At 63.3% G+C, this 16,960-nt stretch carries 1 protein-coding gene; it reads right to left on the reverse strand.

Annotation, left to right across the window (positions count from 1 at the left end):
- Positions 1-94: 94 nt before the first annotated feature.
- Positions 95-16,861, reverse strand: a complete 16,767-nt coding sequence (locus QM716_RS25635; protein WP_283306990.1) for a non-ribosomal peptide synthetase — start codon at positions 16,859-16,861, stop codon at positions 95-97.
- Positions 16,862-16,960: the final 99 nt, after the last annotated feature.

Raw genomic sequence — 16,960 nt, forward strand, 5'->3', positions numbered from 1 at the left:
AAGTAAGTAGCAAAGGCTACCCTTAATGAGGTGAGGGTATCAACACTGTGAGCCCCCGTATAGCGGTCGACCCCGCGGAAGGATGCGACGTATGTCATAGTTTCGCCCCCTCGCTCACGTCATCGCCTTCGACGAGCGCCGCCGCCTCGATCACCTCGACCAGCTGACCTGCCCATTCGCGGACCGCGCCCGCATCGACGAGGTCGGCACGGAACCCGAGAGTTGCAAAAACAGGCCCTTCGCCGACCGGCTCGTAAAAACTCAACGTCACATCCGCATCGGGCACTCCCACCGGAATCGGTACCAGAGAACCGAAGTCGCCGAGCCCGTCCAAATCCGCCTGTTGGTGATGGATCACCATCACCTGAGGTCTCATGGACGCCGGATTACCCAGCGCCTGCCCGACATACACATATGAGACGTCCTGATTGCTCAGCGCTTCCAGATTGCTTTCCCGGATGCGAGCCAGCAATCCTGCAAACGTCGGACTACCGGACGTATCTGTGCGCAGGAGAACAACATTGAAGAAGGATCCGATCATCGGTTCGAGACGGGGATCCGACCTGCCCGCAACCAATGAACCGATGGGAAGATCGGTACCCGCTCCAGCCTTCGTGAGAACACTGGCCAGTGCGGCCTGCAGGACCATGAACATGCTCGTGCCGGTGCGCGCAGCCAGAGCATCGATTCTGGCGTGCAGATCCGCGTCGATGTCGACGGCAACCACGTCACCTCGAGGCTCCGAGTCACCTTCCGGCAACGGAAGATTCACACTGGTCGGTATTCCGTCGAGCGCATCCTGCCAATACGCAAGTTGCTTCGACGCACGACTGGTGTCGTCCAGGGGATCTCCCAACAGCTCGTCCGACCACACGGTGTAGTCGGCGTACGTCAACGCCAATTCGTCCCAGATCGGTTGATCTCCCTGCGACCTGGCTACATACGCCGAGACCAGATCTCCCAGCAAGGGCACAACGGACCACTCGTCGACGGCGATGTAGTGCATGACGAGAAGCAGTGTCCGAGAGCCGTCTTCACCGAGCACCAGATGAACCCGCAACGGCGATTGTTCACGCAGATCCATTGGAAGTTGAGCCAGTTCGAACACCACTCGACCCACATCGCCGGCGCCGACATCGACCACATCGACAGTCGGTCGAACCGATTCTCTTGCCACGACGATGCCGTCGACCTGGACGAAGGTGGTCCGCAAGGGTTCGTGCCGCGACGTCACATCGTCCAAGGCGTGCCCGAGAGTCTCCGGATCGATCTTCGATTTCAGGGTCAGCGCCAGAGCGTGGCTTGCTTGCGGGTGCTCGCCGGCCGCGCGGAACAACTCCCACTGACGACGTTGCGGCGCAGACAGACCCATCGTCTCAGGACGTTTCACCGCCGGCGCGAGGATCGGACGCCCACCTTCCGAACGCGCGACGACGGCCGCCAACTCCGCAACACTCGGCGCGTCGAACACGTCTCGGATACTGACGTCCACGCCGAACGCTTCGCGAATGCGACCGACCAGTTTCATCGATGCCATCGAATGCCCACCGAGTTCGAAGAAACTGTCGTGGACCCCGACGCTCGGGAGTTCCAGTATCTCCGCGAAGGCAGCCGCCACCGTGGACTCCACTGCCGTGCGAGGAGCAACATCACCCGCCAGCTCCGACCAGTCCGGGGCGGGCAGCGCCTTGCGATCGAGCTTTCCGTTAGGAGTCAACGGCAGCGGACCGTCAAGTGCGACAACCATGGTCGGAACCATGTAGTCGGGCAACGACACTGCCGCGAGAGTTCGCACTGCCGTCGTGTCGACGACAACACCGGGTTCCGGTGAAACGTAACCGACCAGGCGCGTGATTTCGCCCTGCCGATCCGCGACGACCGTCGCCTGCTTCACCGACGGATGGGCACTGAGTGCTCCGATGATTTCACCCAATTCGATTCGGAAACCGCGGATCTTGACCTGATCGTCCACGCGGCCGAGGAAGTCGATGTTGCCGTCCGAGCGCCACCGCGCTCGGTCCCCGGTGCGGTACATGCGATCGCCCGCACCAAACGGGTCTGCGATGAATCTCTGTGCCGTCAGATCGAATCGGCCCAGGTACCCTCTGGCCAGGCCGCGGCCCGCGATGTACAGCTCGCCGGATACCCCCGGCGGAACCGGACGCAGTTGATCGTCGAGCACGTACGCCTGCTCGTTGGGGTCGGGGATTCCGATGGGCACAGCGCCGTTCCAACCCGGTTCCGCCTGCCACAGTGTGTTGTTCACCGTGGCTTCGGTGAGTCCGTACGCGGCAAGCAAATTCAGCCGTTCCGCCCATCGTCCGATCAGCTCCGGCGGCACCGTCTCGGTTCCGACCAACACGGTGCAACCCTGCGGTACTTCACATCCTGCCGGCAGGGCGGCGAGCAACGAGGGAGGGATGATCGCGTGAGTCACGCGATTGCTCGTCATGAAATCCGTGAGCGCCGGCCCGGCAACCCGGGCGTTCTGCGGCACGATCACCAGGGTGCTACTCGTGCACAGAGCCATGGCCAACTCGAATACCGCGACATCGAAGCCGACCGAAGCGAACTGCATCACCACCGAACGCGGTACCAGTCGCATCCGAACCTCGGCTGTGGCAACAAGACTCGGAATGCCGTCATGGGAGAGAACGGCTCCCTTCGGCTTGCCGGTCGATCCCGAGGTGTAGATGACATACGCCGCGTGGCTGACGCCGACTGGTGGCCTGGGGGTCTCGACGAGATGCGCCTGCTCCAGTTCTGCTCGGATCAACGGATCGTCCAGGAGGATTCGCTCGATGCCGACCACATCGTCGATTCGAGAACTCTCCTCGGAGGTGGACAGCAGTATCGAGGCACGGGAATCGGTAAGCATGTACGTGATGCGCTCGCTCGGGTGGCTCAAGTCCAGGGGGAGATACGCTGCCCCCAGCTTGAGCACGGCGAGGACCGACGCGACCATCTCCACCGAGCGCGGGACGGCAAGTCCCACCACGTCTTCGACCGACACTCCGTGCCGATACAGCAGACCGGCTATCCGATCACACTGCTCGGAGAGCTCGCGGTACGTGACTTGCCCCGCCTCGTCGCGCACCGCGATCGCCTCGGGTGTAGCAGCGACCCCACGCGCAAAAGCGTCGTAGAACGTCTCTTCCGGCACGTCGACGGCGGTGTCGTTGAACGAGGTGACAACCTGTTCGAGTTCGCCTGGCAAGAAGATGTCGATGTCACCGATCTCGATGTCGGCCGATTCCACGACTGCCGCGATCACCGATTCCAATCGGTTCGAAATTCGCTGTGCGGTTTCGCGATCGAAGAGGTCGCTGCCGTATTCGAGCTGGACGTCGATGCAGCCTTCATCGCCGAGATACTCGGTGAAGTTGAACACCAGATCGAACTTGGCCGTGTGCTCCTCGAGTTCGAACGGATCCCCGCCCATTTCCTCGCGGCTGTGATAGCCGACCATGACCTGGAACAGCGGATTGCGTGCCAAAGTGCGCGACGGATTGAGGCGCTCCACCACAGTTTCGAACGGAACGTCGGCGTTGGCGAAGGCCTCGAGATCTCCCTCGCGAACGCGATCCACCAACTCCCGGAACGTCGGGTTACCCGACGTATCCGTGCGCAGCACAATCGTATTGACGAAGAAGCCGACGAGTTCGTCGAGCCCCTGTTCACTGCGTCCCGCCACGGGAGCCCCGAGCGGAAGGTCTTCACCCGCTCCGAGCGCGGTCAGCAACGCCGCCGACGCCGCGTGCAGGACCATGAACATCGAACTCTGGCTCTCTCGCGCCAGATCTCGCAGTGCGGCAGTTGTGTCTACGCCCAACCGTGTCACCACTGCACCACCGGAGAAACTCGGTCTGGCCGGTCGGCTCCGGTCGGCGGGAAGCAGCAATTCCTCGGGGGCTCCGTCCAAACTTTTCGCCCAGAAGTCCAACTGCGTGCTCAGGACGCTCGCCGGATCGTCGGCGCTGCCCAGCAATTCCTGTTGCCACAGGGTGTAATCCGCGTACTGAACGGGAAGCGGTTCGAAGGCTGGTTCTTCGCCCTGGATCCGAGAGGAGTAGGCAGACATCAGATCTCGTAGGAACGGTCGATCGGACCATTCGTCAGTCGTGATGTGATGCAGGACGATCACGACTACTACGGCATCGTCCACTATGGCATCGCCCACTACCGCACCGTCCACCCGGATCAGACGTGCGCGGATCGGAATCTCGTTCGACAGGTCGAACGGACGGCCCACTGCCACTGCAACTTCACCGGCGACGCCGGATTCCTCTGAATGAACTGTCTCGACCGGAACCGTCGCCGATTGGAGAATTATCTGTTCCGGTGTTCCGTCCACCAACCGGAACACCGTACGCAACGATTCGTGTCTTTCCACGACGTCATCCAGCGCCGCTGCGAAGACATCCGCGTCCAGGGCACCGTCCAGGCGGAGCACGATCGGGAAGTTGTAGGCCGCGGAGTTCTCCTCCATCTGCCCGATCAGCCACAATCGCTGTTGAGCGGCAGAAAGAGGGAGGTGATCCGGTCGAGGCTTCGCGACCAGCACCGGTCGCGTCGATCCCTGCTCGGCCACAATACGTTCCGCGAGTTCCGCGACAGTCGGCGCTTCGAAAAGATCACGCATGGTCAGACTGTTGGGAATGGCGATCCGCGTTCGACTGATCAGTTTGGTGGCCAGAAGCGAGTGCCCACCGAGGTCGAAGAAGTTGTCGTCGACACCGATAGCGTCCACGTCCAGCACGTCGGAGAAGAGTTCGCACAGGACCTCTTCCGTGTGGTTCCGGGGCGCGATCGCTATCCCACTCCGCTCCCCCAGCACCGAATCAGCCGTGGGCAGCGCCCTGACGTCGAGCTTTCCGTTGACGGTCATCGGCAGTGTCTCCACCTCGATCACCACGGCCGGAACCATGTAGTCGGGCAGGAGAACTCGTGCTCGCGCACGGTAATCGTGCACGACGCCGAGGCGCACAGGTGTCACGTAGCCGACGAGCCTCTTGACTCCACCCGCTCCGACGTCGACCACCACCGCTGCTTGACGCACGTGTTCGTCGGATTCGAGAACGGAGACGACTTCGCTCGGCTCGATCCGGTGGCCTCGGATCTTCACCTGGTCGTCGGTGCGGCCGAGGAAGTCCAGGTTGCCGTCTCTGCGTCGCCGCACCAGATCGCCCGTGCGGTACATACGTTCCCCGGCCCCGGCAGGATCGGCGACAATGCGCTCGGACGTCAGCGCGAAGCGTCCGAGGTAGCCGCGAGCCAAACCGGCTCCGGCAATGTACAGTTCGCCGGCAACTCCGTCGGGGACCGGACGCAGCCAGCCGTCGAGAATGTGCGCGGTGGTGTTCCAGATCGGCTTGCCGACGGTCGGGGTGTCGCTGTCGGACGTTCCGCCGCCGAGAGTGTTGATCGTGTATTCCGTCGGTCCGTAGAGGTTGTAACCCACGGTTCCTTCGGTGTCGCGCAGCTTGTTCCACACCGAATCCGGAACGGCTTCACCACCGAGCAGGACCAGCGGCGGACGGTGGTGTCCTACACCGTCGTCGAGAAGTCCGCTGTCGATCAGGTGTGTCGCGTAGGTCGGCGTCACGTTGACGACGTCGATATCCTGCGCGTCACAGTATGCAACCAGCGCCTCGGCGTCACGACGCAGATCCTCGTCGCAGATGTGCACCTCGTGGCCTTCCACGAGCCACAGCAGTTCCTCCCACGACATGTCGAAGGCGAAGGACACGGTGTGCGCAATCCGCAGGCGTCGGCCCGCCGCGGCGATCACCGGTTCGAAGATCGCCTCGCGGTGGTTGAACTGCATGTTCGTCAAGCCGCGATATCCGGTGACCACGCCCTTGGGCTTGCCGGTCGAACCGGAGGTGTAGATGACGTACGCGGGGTGATCGAGTCGATGCGGTGTCCCCGGGGCGAATGCTCCGAGTTCTGACGCGGAGAGTGCCCGCGCCGAGATCGTCAGTCTCTTTGCCGCCGTGTCCGGCTCGTCGAGCACAATGGTCCGAACGTCCGCGGTCCGAACGTCCGCGGTCCGAACGTCCGCGGCCCGGACGTCCGCGGCCCGGACGTCCGCACCTTCGAACTTCGGTGCGGCGGCAACGGTCGTCAGCAACACGACAGGGTGCGCGTCGTCGATCATCACCGCCAACCGCTCGGCTGGATGGTCGAGTTCGAGGGGCAGGTAGGCGGCACCGGTACGCAATACGGCGAAGAGGGCGACAACCATGTCCACCGACCGAGGTAGACCAAGTGCCACGATCTTTTCCGGACCGGCACCGCAGTTGATCAGCAACCGCGCCATCCGGTTGATCTCGCCGTCGAGATCGGCATAGGTCATCCGTCGCTTCCCGAACACGAGTGCCGTGTCGTTCGGTTGCGCCGACGCCATCTCTTCGAACAGGTCGGCAATGGTGCTCTCCGGCAACTCTCGGATCTGCGTCTGCTGCGCCACTGCGGGCACCGGCGTCGCAACGACCGAACCTGTCATGTCCTGCGACCAACTCTGCAACAACTCGACGAAGTGACCCAGTAGGTCTTCGGCTCGACGCGCGGTCACCAGATGCGGATGGAACTCGAACTTGACGTTGACGGTGGTACCCGGAGTGACCACGACGGTCAGCGGATAGTGCGTGTGATCGATGCTGTCGCTGCCACTGACGTCGTGGGCGGCGTTAAGAGCGTCTACTTGCTTCTCGTCCACGAAGTTCTGCAGGACTATCAGCACATCGAACAGTTGACGATGCTCGGAGACACGTTGGATCGATGCCAAGCCGAGGTAGTCGTACGGCATCAGCGAGAGACGATCCGCCTGCGTGCGGCGCAACAGTTCCTCGACGCTCTCGTTCGCATTCAATTGCAGCCGAACGGGAACCGTGTTGAGGAACATTCCCACCACGGTGTCGATTCCCGGCACCTCGGGAGGCCTTCCGGCAACGGTGGAGCCGAAGACGACGTCCTGTCGACCGGTGGCCGACGCCAGCACCAGTGCCAGCGCTGCGTTCAGTACCGTGTTGAACGTGACGCCGGACGCGGCAGCGCGCTCGCGCAACGAGCGCGAAAGCGATTCCGACAGAACCACATCACGGCGTTCCGGCAGCTGACGTTCGGCACCCGGCGCCGGCTCGGCAACAAGTGTCGGTTCCTCGAGTCCTGCCAGCGCTCCGCGCCACGCCTCGTCGGCGGCAGCACCGTCGCGGTCAGCCAACCAAGTGAGGTAGGTCTCGAACGACCCCTCGGGTTCGCCGAATGCGCTGTCGTCGCCGCCGGTATCGTAAAGCGCCAGAAGCTGGCTGACGACAAGGCCGTTGGACCAGCCGTCCCACAGCAGGAACTGCCGGTTGATCACCAGGCGATCGTGTCCGCCGGGCAGATGCAGCACGCTCATACGCCACAGCGGCGGCGCGGTCAGGTCGAATGGAGTCACTCTGTCTTGGGCAGCGATACCCTCGGCGCGCTCACGAGCAGCCGAGTCGTCCAGTTCGCGGAGATCGTGGACGGCAATCGGAACGTCGAGTCCCGCGCTGAAGAACTGCACCGGCTCGTTCAGGCCTTCGCTCACGAATCCCGCACGCAGGGTGGGATTTCGTCGTTGAAGAGTCCGGGCGGCCGCAGCCAACCTGTCTATGTCGAGCGTGTGCCCGAAGTCCATCGAGAACTGTGCTGTGTAGATGTCCCCGCCAGCGCTCTCACCACCACCTGAGTATCCGGCTTGGAAGTACAAGCCCTCCTGCAGGGGTGAGAGTGGGAGGATGCGGCTGACGCCCGCCGGGCTCGCGTCGGCTATCGCGTCGATCTCGGCCTGACTCAGGACCAACAACGCCACATCGGACGGAGTCAGGATGGGAGGCCCGTCGTGCTCCGCAGCCGCGGCTGACAGATCACCGAGCGCCGAAACCCAGCCGTCGGACAGTGACAGCGCGTCCTCCTCCGACAAATCTTCACTTGCCCAGGCGAAGTCGGCGCGAAGCTCCGAATCCACTCTGACGACATTGACGATCAGCCGGTACGGCCCTCCCATGTCCGCGTCGGGATCGGTGGACATGGCTTCGGATTCGGCGGCCAGGGACCATGCGGTCGATCCAGCAGCCGTCGAATGTCCGAGGTAGTTGAACAGGACCTGAGATTCCGATCGGCCCGTCAATTTCGTTGCCGTACGGGCATTCACGTACCGCAACATCCCGTAGCCGATGCCGCCGTCCGGTGCACTTCGCAGGCTCTCCTTCACCTCGCGCAGTGTGGCTACCGGGTCGGTTCCGCCGAGCAGTCGCATGGGCGCGATGGTGGTGAACCAGCCGACTGTTCTCGTCAGATCGGTTCCCGGTACCAATTCCTCGCGGCCGTGCCTTTCGAGATCGACCAGAAGTTCACGCTCGCTGCGACCGGTGGAACGACGCCAGCGATCGACGGACATCGTCAGTGCTGCCAGCAGAACGTCCGTTCCCTCCGCACCCACCATTGCCGCAACCGATCCCAGTGCCGCCTCGGAGATTGCTCCGTCCACCGTGACCGTGCGCCTCGAGCCTCCTGATACAACGGCATAGCCCTCGGCACCGGGAATCAGATGCGCGCCCGGAGCGGTCACGGTCAGCCAGTGATCGAGTTCGGCAAATCGATGAGCGCTGTGGGCGTGTTCGGCCACCGTGCGGGAGAAGGTGCGCAGCGAAGTTCCGACACCATCGAGTGCGGCGGGCTCTCCGGCCTCGACCGCCACCCAGGCCATCGCCAGGTCCTCGAGCAGGGTTGCCCAGGACACCCCGTCCACGACCAGGTGATGTGCAACTATGGCGAGCCGCCCGAGATTCTCAGCACCACAATCGAACCAGACCACCGAGATCATCCGCCCTGCAGACGGATCCAATCGACTGGTCGCTGTTTCGGAGTGCTCGGCGACGAGTGTTCGCAACTCGGCGTCGCCCAGTCCCCGCGCGTCGACTCGTTCGACGACGTCCGCTGCCCGGACGCTGCCGGGTTCCTGCACCCGCGCCGACCACATTCCGCGGTCGTGTCGGATCAAGGTTTGGCGAAGTCCGTCGTGGTGATCGAGCACGGCCTGCAACGCACCGGTGATCGATCCGAGAGATGTTGCCGGAGAATGGATCAGGACTGCCTGATTGAAGCGATCGGTACTACCCGTCCATTCGGACAAGCGGTGAACCACCGGCAGCGGAACCAGATCGCCCACGCCGATGTCGGCCGTGACGGTAGTAACCGAGGTGACAACATCACCCACTGCTGCGGCGATCGCAACGGGAGTACGCAATTCGAAGATCTGACGCGGGGTCAGTACTACCGAATCCCGACGAGCCAGGTTAACCAGTCGGATCGCCAGGATACTGTCGCCGCCGAGAGTGAAGAAGTCGTCGCGCACCCCGACTCGGGGCAGTCCGAGAACCGTCGCGAAATGCCCGGCGAGAACGTCTGCAACACCCGAAGAGACACCTCCCACCGTTTCGCCCACCTGAGCCGCGAAATCCGGTGCAGGCAGTGCCCTTCGGTCGAGCTTGCCGCTCGGACTCAGCGGCAGTGACTCGAGCCGCACGAAGGCGCTGGGCACCATGAACTCCGGAAGCACCGACAACAACTGCCCTCGCACCGCAGCATCGTCAACGTCTCCGACCAGGTAGGCAACCACCTGTGCGCGGCTACTCGGACCGTCGGTGCGGACGATCACGGCACTTGCCGCGACTCCGGGGCACAGCGCCAACTGAGCTTCGATTTCACCGAGCTCGATGCGGAATCCACGAACCTTCACCTGCTCGTCGACGCGGCCGAGGTACTCGAGAACTTCGTCGGCATTCCAACGCACGATGTCACCGGTCCGGTACATCCGCGCGCCTGCATGTCCGCACGGGTTCGCCACAAATCTCTCCGAGGTCAATCCCCCACGTCCGTGGTAGCCACGAGCCAATTGTGGCCCTGCCAGATACAGCTCACCGGTGGCACCGGCCGGAACGTTCTGCAGATACGGATCGAGGACGAACAGGCCTGTGTTGGCGGCGGGTGCGCCGATCGGGACGCTGACGGCGTCGGCCGGAGTTTCCTGCACCGACGGCTGCCAACTGACGTCGACGGCAGCTTCGGTGGGGCCGTACAGGTTGTCCACCAGAGCATTCGGCAGGATGTCCGCGACCTTGCGTGCAACGTGAACGGGCAGTGCCTCACCGCTGCAGTTGACGATTCCGAGGGAAGTGCACAGTGCCGCTTTCGGCTCCGTGAGAAACACTTCGAGCATCGACGGAACAAAATGCACTCGGGTCACGGACTGTTCGACGATGACGTCGGCCAGATAGCCCGGGTCCTTGTGCCCGTCCGGCTCGGCCATCACCAGAGTTGCCCCCACCAGGAACGGCCAGAAGAATTCGGGGACGGAGACGTCGAAACTCGACGGGGTCTTCTGCAGCATCCGGTCAGAGGCGTCCATCGGACGTATCTGCTGTGCCCAGAGCAATCGGTTGACCACACCCTCGTGGGTGACCACAACCCCTTTGGGGCGACCGGTCGAACCCGAGGTGTAGATCATGTACACGGCATCCGCGGGCGATCCCGGAACACTCAGCGGATCGGCTGGGAACTGCGCGGACTCCGATACCGTCACCCGCGGAACCGAACCCGAATCGAGTGAAGAATCCTCCGGCACCACGACGCACACCGGATCGGCGTCGCCCAGCATGTACGTCAGCCGCTCCGCCGGGTAGCCGGTGTCGAGGGGAACGTATGCTCCCCCTGCCTTTCCGATTCCGAGTATCGCGACCATCAGTTCGATCGAGCGCGGCAAGGCAACGGCCACCAACGATTCGCGTCCGACGCCCCGTTCGCGCAGCAGGTGTGCAAAACGATCAGCGCGAGAGTGAAGCTCGGCGTAGGTCAACACCTCGTCGCGGAAGATCACAGCGGTGGCTTCGGGCGTACGGTCAGCTTGATCCCGCAGCAGCTCGGTCAGCGTTGCACGCGTCCGGTCCAAGGCAGTGCCGACGCTCCCCGGCTGTGCGGGCGCCAGCGCGATCCGGCCGATCACCTGTTCGAGATCGCGGGAAAGCTCGGCGAGCACGACTGCGAGAGCTTCGGCCAGCGCCTGCGCGGCGTCGCCGTCCACCTGAGCGGCGTCGTACTTCAGCTCCAACGCCAACCGATCGCCTGGGACGACGATCAGCGTCAGCGGGTAGGCCGGTCGCTCGTCGAATCGAATTCCCGTCAGTCGCACCGAATCCGTCGGATCAGTGATTGCCGTGTCACCGAGGGGATAGTTCTCGAACACGACCAGTGATTCGAAGTTCTGCTCCAGTCCACCGGTCCGTCGCAGTTCGGGTAACCCCAGGTACTGATGGTCGAGGAGTTGCGATTGTTCTTCCTGCCAGCGAGAAAGTGCTTGCGAGGCAGGCTCGGCCGGGTCGAAACGCAATCGGGCCGGCACTGTGTTGATGAACAAGCCCACCATGGTCTCGATACCGGGTAGGTCGCCGCCGCGCCCCGATACGGTCGACCCGAACAACACGTCCGTTCGGCCGGCCATTCGGCCGAGCACCAATCCCCAGGCGCCATGCACAAGTGTGCTCAGAGTCAGTCCGTGTGAGCGTCCGTTGGTCGCCAGTGCGCGAGTGTCACTGTCGGTCAGTTCGACTCGAGTTGCGCGGATTCCGCTGCTTCCGGCGCTCGGGGCAGGTAGTTCCACTGCGGGACCGGGAGAGTTCAGTGCGTTCTTCCACACTGCTGCCGAAGTCTCGTGATCGTGACCGGCCAGCCATTCGAGGTAGCTGCGGTACGGCGCCGGACTCGGGAGCACGACGCCGGAATCGCCAACGCTGTACGACGCCATCAGTTCCCGCAGCATCACCGGGACCGACCATCCGTCTGCAACCGCGTGGTGAATCGACTGCAGCAGAAGGTACTTCTCCGAAGATGCACGGACAAGCGTGTAACGGACGAGTGGCGGTTGCGCAAGGTCGAACCCTCGCGCACGGTCGACGGAGAGCAGTTCATCGACGTCAGCGCCGGCCACCTCGACTACTGCCATCTCCACGACGACGCTCGGGTGCACGACCTGCACCACCCGGCCGTCGCCCAGGACTGAGAATCCGGTGCGCAGCGCCTCATGCCGATCCACGACGGATTGCAGCGCACGGTGCAGCGCCGCACTGTCCACCGCTCCGGTCAGCTCCACAACCTGTTGCACGACATACTGGTCCGCCCCCGGATCGGCAAACGCCGAATGGAAGTAGATCCCTTCCTGCAGCGGAGTGAGTGGCAGAATCTCTTGAGCCTTCGGCAACTCGTCCACATCTGCCTGAGTGAGCGCCACCAGAGGGTAGTCCGAGGGTGTGGCTCCGCCGAAGGCTGCGAGCCCGGACACCGCCTTGAGTGAGTCCAGCCACAGCCGCGCAAACCTGTCGATGTCGCTACGTAGGAAGATGTTCGACGCCCAGGTCAGGGTGGCTCGCAGTCGTGGCCCACCGGCGGCGTCCTCGGCTACGACGTCGACAGACAATGCGTGTCCCAACGGCATGGACGGATCGGCAGCACCGTCCATCGACACCGGAAACCAGTCCCCCTCCGACGCAGCAGTGCGTCCCAGATAGTTGAGCACCACCTCCGGCGCTGCGAAACCCCGCAACTGATCCGAGCTGCCCAGGTATCGCAATGCTCCGTACCCGAAGCCGGCGTTCGGGACGCGTCGAAGTTGCTCCTTGACGCTCTTGAGAACCCCCGCCAAATCGCCGCTTGCCTCGAGATCCGGAGCGGCTGTACCGATCTCGAGCACAACTGGGAACACTGTGGTGAACCATCCGACAGTGCGTGTCAGGTCCACGTGCGCAGCGCCGTCGCCGCGAACGATGTCTTCGTCGCGTCCGTGCCCTTCCAAGTCGATCGATACCGATCCGGCACCGCTCCAGCGGGTCAGCGCCACGGCAAGTGCGGTAACCAGTACTTCGCTCACATCGGCCCCGAAAGCCCTTGGGACACTGCCCAACAGCTGATCGGCGAACTCTGGAGGCAGGGTGATCGATCGCGCCGCAGCGGTGCGCGCGATGTCAATCGCCGGGTCGAGTGCCCGACGCCCGAGACGTGACTGTTGTGCGGACGTCACCGAGTCCCAGAATTCGATCTCGGTGTTCAGTCGCCCGGTTCCGACCGCCTCTGAAACGAGTTCGGCATACCTCCTCACCGACGTACCGACCGGAGCGAGTGCGGGGTCGTCGCCATTCATCGCGGCGATGCCGGCGCGCGCGAGGTCCTCGAGAATGATGCGCCAGGAGACGCCGTCGACCACCGCGTGGTGGATGACCAGCAACAGTCGTCCGGGGCCGGTCGCAGTGCGAAACAGAACTGCACTGACCATCGTGCCGTCGGCCGGATTCAGACGCCCAACGGCTCGCTCGGTCTCGGCGAGGATCAGCGGTCCGCATTCTTCGAGCGGTGCCGGTAGAGCACAGGTTTCGAAGACCACAGCCGCTTCGTTTGTTTCCGGAACAACCAGCATTCCTTCGGAAGTCAACGTCGCACGAAGTGCATCGTGGCGCACCACCAGAGCGTCGAGCGCCGCCCCGACGTGCTCGGACGTCAAAGCTGACGGGGTCTGAATCAGTGCTCGCTGGTGGAAGGTTCGTACTGCGGCCGACACTCCGAGAACCCTGGCGGCAATCGGCGTCGTGGCTACGTGGCCGATCGGTTGGTCCGCGTGGTCGACGATCTCAGCCGTTCGGCCGGACTGGGCACGCGCCATGGCTTCTGCGGTGCGCAGTTGGAACACCTCGCGTGGACTGATCGACAAACCCGCCGCACGAGCCGCGGTCACGAGTGAGATCGCGACGATACTGTCGCCGCCCAGTGCGAAGAAGTCGTCGGTCACGCCCACCGAATCGAGGCCGACTGCCGACGCGATCAACGTGCAGAATTGTTGTTCGACTTCGTTTCTCGCGACGACATGCGCACTCAGTTCGGCGAGATCGGGCTCGGGAAGTGCGCGGCGGTCGAGTTTGCCGTTGGCCGTGAGCGGAAACTCGTCGAGGACGGTGACGGTGGTCGGGACCATGTAGTCGGGCAGCTTGCTCGCCGCCCACTCGCGAATGTCCCGTGAGTCGATTGCGAGGTTCGTCCCCGACGCTGCACTTACGTAAGCGGCGAGATACTTTGCACCTGTGGGTGCTTGACGCACCAGAACTGCCACGTGACGCACTCCGGGGTGCGAGATCACGGCGGCTTCGACATCCTCGAGTTCGAGACGCATGCCACGGATCTTCACCTGATTGTCCGTGCGTCCGAGGAAGTCGAGAGTGCCGTCCGCGGTCCATCTGGCCAAGTCACCGGTGCGATACATCCGGGATCCGGCCAGATCACCGGAAACAAAGGGATCCGCGACAAAGCGAGACGCGGTCAATGCCGACGCACCCACGTATCCGCGTCCCAGCAGGAAGCCCGCCGCGTAGAGTTCGCCGCCGGTGCCGACCGGAACCGGCTGCAGGTCGCCGTCCAATACGTACAGGCGAGTGTTGGGGTTCGGACGCCCGATGGATGTGGCGATTCGTTCCGCGTCCTCGCGGTAGATCACATGGGAGACACCGATGGTCGCTTCCGCCGGCCCATAGCCGTGATACAGCGTCGTGGACAGTTGGGCGCGGAACCGATCGAAGAGTTCAGGCGTGAGAACCTCACCGCCGCACCACACGTGCTTCAACGAATCGAGCTGATCGGTCCCGTTCGCCAGGTCCAGAAGTATGTCGAGCATCGACGAAACCAGGTAGACGAAGGTAACCGATTCTCCGGCGATCAGGTCGAGCAGGTACTGCGGGTCGCGTTCCCCCTCGGGCTTCGCGATCACCAATCGACCGCCGGATACGAGAGGGAGCAGGATCTCGTTGATCGAGATGTCGAACGAGAGTGGAGCTTTGAACAGCGAGGCATCGCCGGACCCGAACCCGAGAATCCGCTCCCGCTGCCACAGCAACCTTGCACAGATTGCCTCGTGGCGGATCATGGCGCCCTTCGGACGACCGGTTGAACCGGACGTGAAGATGACGTACGCCAGTTGGGCGCCGTGAATACGAACGTCGGATGTCGTGACCTCGGACAGGCCCGAAGGCCCGGCCTCGTACGCCCACACGGAGAGATCGACCGGAATGGAGTCGTCTGCACCGTCGGAGGTGAGCACCAGTGTGGCACCGGCATCGGCGAGTACCGATTCGCGGCGCTCTGCGGGCCACGACGGATCCAGCGGCACGAAGGCGCCACCGGCGCACATGACGGCCAACAATCCCACCACCATCTCGGCGGATCTCGGAAGCCCGATCGCCACAACGGTTTCGGTTTCCACACCGCGAGAGATCAAGTGTGCGGCAAGCTGCGATACGCGAGATTCGAGTTCGCCGTATGTCAGCCGGACGTCGCCGTCGACCACGGCGACAGCGCCCCGATCGGCAGAGAAGCTGCTACGCAACAAATCCGGCACCGTCGTGACAGGCTGCGGCTCTGCAGTGTCGTTCCACTCGTGGAGCACGAGTTCTCGCTCGGCCGGAGCCATGGGGTCGAGTGCCGAGATCGGAAGCTGCGGCTCGGCTATGAACCGATCGAGGAACTGTTCGATTCTGGCGGTGTGATCAGCCAGTTCGCGGTCGAATCCGAACGGGGCGCGGACGTCGATTTCGATCGGTTCCCCGTCTTGACCGCCGCGCACACTCAGATCCAGGTCGCTGACCCGCCCGGTTACCGAATTACGCACGCGCACCGGGCAACCGCCGAAGGTGAGAGTGTGCTCGAACATCATCGAGTTGATGCCGGGACCGAAGACCTGGCGGTCGGGATCGATCGCCCGAATGTCGCGAGCGAGATCCTCGCCCCGGTACCGACCGTGCTTGAGAATCGAGATCAGAGCGGTGTCGAGACGAGTTGCCAACTGGCCGATGGTTTCCGAGCGCTCGACTCGAATACTCAGCGGCAGAATCGTCGACGCCATCGAGGGAGTGCGGCGCATGTCGCGGCCCACCCGAGCGGCCATCGGTACCGAGACGACAACGTCGTGCTGTCCGGTGGTGCGTGCAATGTACGCGATCAGCGCGGCCATGGGCAGGCGAGTTCGTCGAATCCCGGCATCTCCCGCATAGCGATAGAGCTGCGCTGCGCGATCGGCATCGAGCGTGAGCATCGCCGAGATCGGCGGCAGCGAATCATCCACCTGCCCATGCAGAATCCGCGTCGCTTCCGGTCCTGCTTCAACTCGCTCCACCCAGTACTGACGGTCGAGCAAGAACCGTGGAGAGTTTCGATATTCCAGATCGGCTGCAACCACCGCGTCGAGTGGCCATAACGGCGCAGAAGTCTCGCGATTCGGATCGTCGTACCGTTCGGCGACGTCGGCGACGATGAGCGAGATGCCGTACCCGTCGACCACACTGTGGTGATAGCGCTGGTACCAGATGACTCGGTCGTCGGCCGTCAGCAGAAGTGTCTGACGGAAGAGCAGATCGTCCACCCTGAAGACCCGAGCCATGTCGGTGTCCATCCACAATTGCGCAGCCGAATCGGGATTCGGCTCGCCCCGAAGGTCGAGTATTTCCACTTCCCAGCGCGCCTCCGGAATCGGCACCTGAATCAGCCGGTTGTCGGCATCCACCTGAAAGTGCACGAACAGCGCTTCGACTCGCCCGACAGTGGCCTTGATCGCCGCTGCCGCGCGCTCGACGCCGATCGTCCCGTCGACCTCGACAACCAGTCCGATGTTGTACACCGGACTGCTCGGATCGACGTTCTGAGCAACCCACACTTCACGCTGAGCGGCCGTCGCCGGGAGCGCTGCGTCCAGATGGCCGCCGCCCGATACAGCCGGGTGAGCTACCTGAGAGTGGTCAGACATCGAGAATCCGATCATCGTCGTTCATGCTCATCGAACGACGAACACCCTCGCCAGTTTAGGGTAGGCTACCCAGGAACGTGAAGGTGCACTCCCGCCCTG

The organism is Rhodococcus sp. IEGM 1409 (assembly GCF_030056735.1).
Taxonomy (GTDB): Bacteria; Actinomycetota; Actinomycetes; order Mycobacteriales; family Mycobacteriaceae; genus Rhodococcus_F.

Bases quoted from the DNA above. Each gene is read 5' to 3' on its own strand.
- QM716_RS25635 (WP_283306990.1), bottom strand. From the start codon at position 16,861: ATGTCTGACCACTCTCAGGTAGCTCACCCGGCTGTATCGGGCGGCGGC.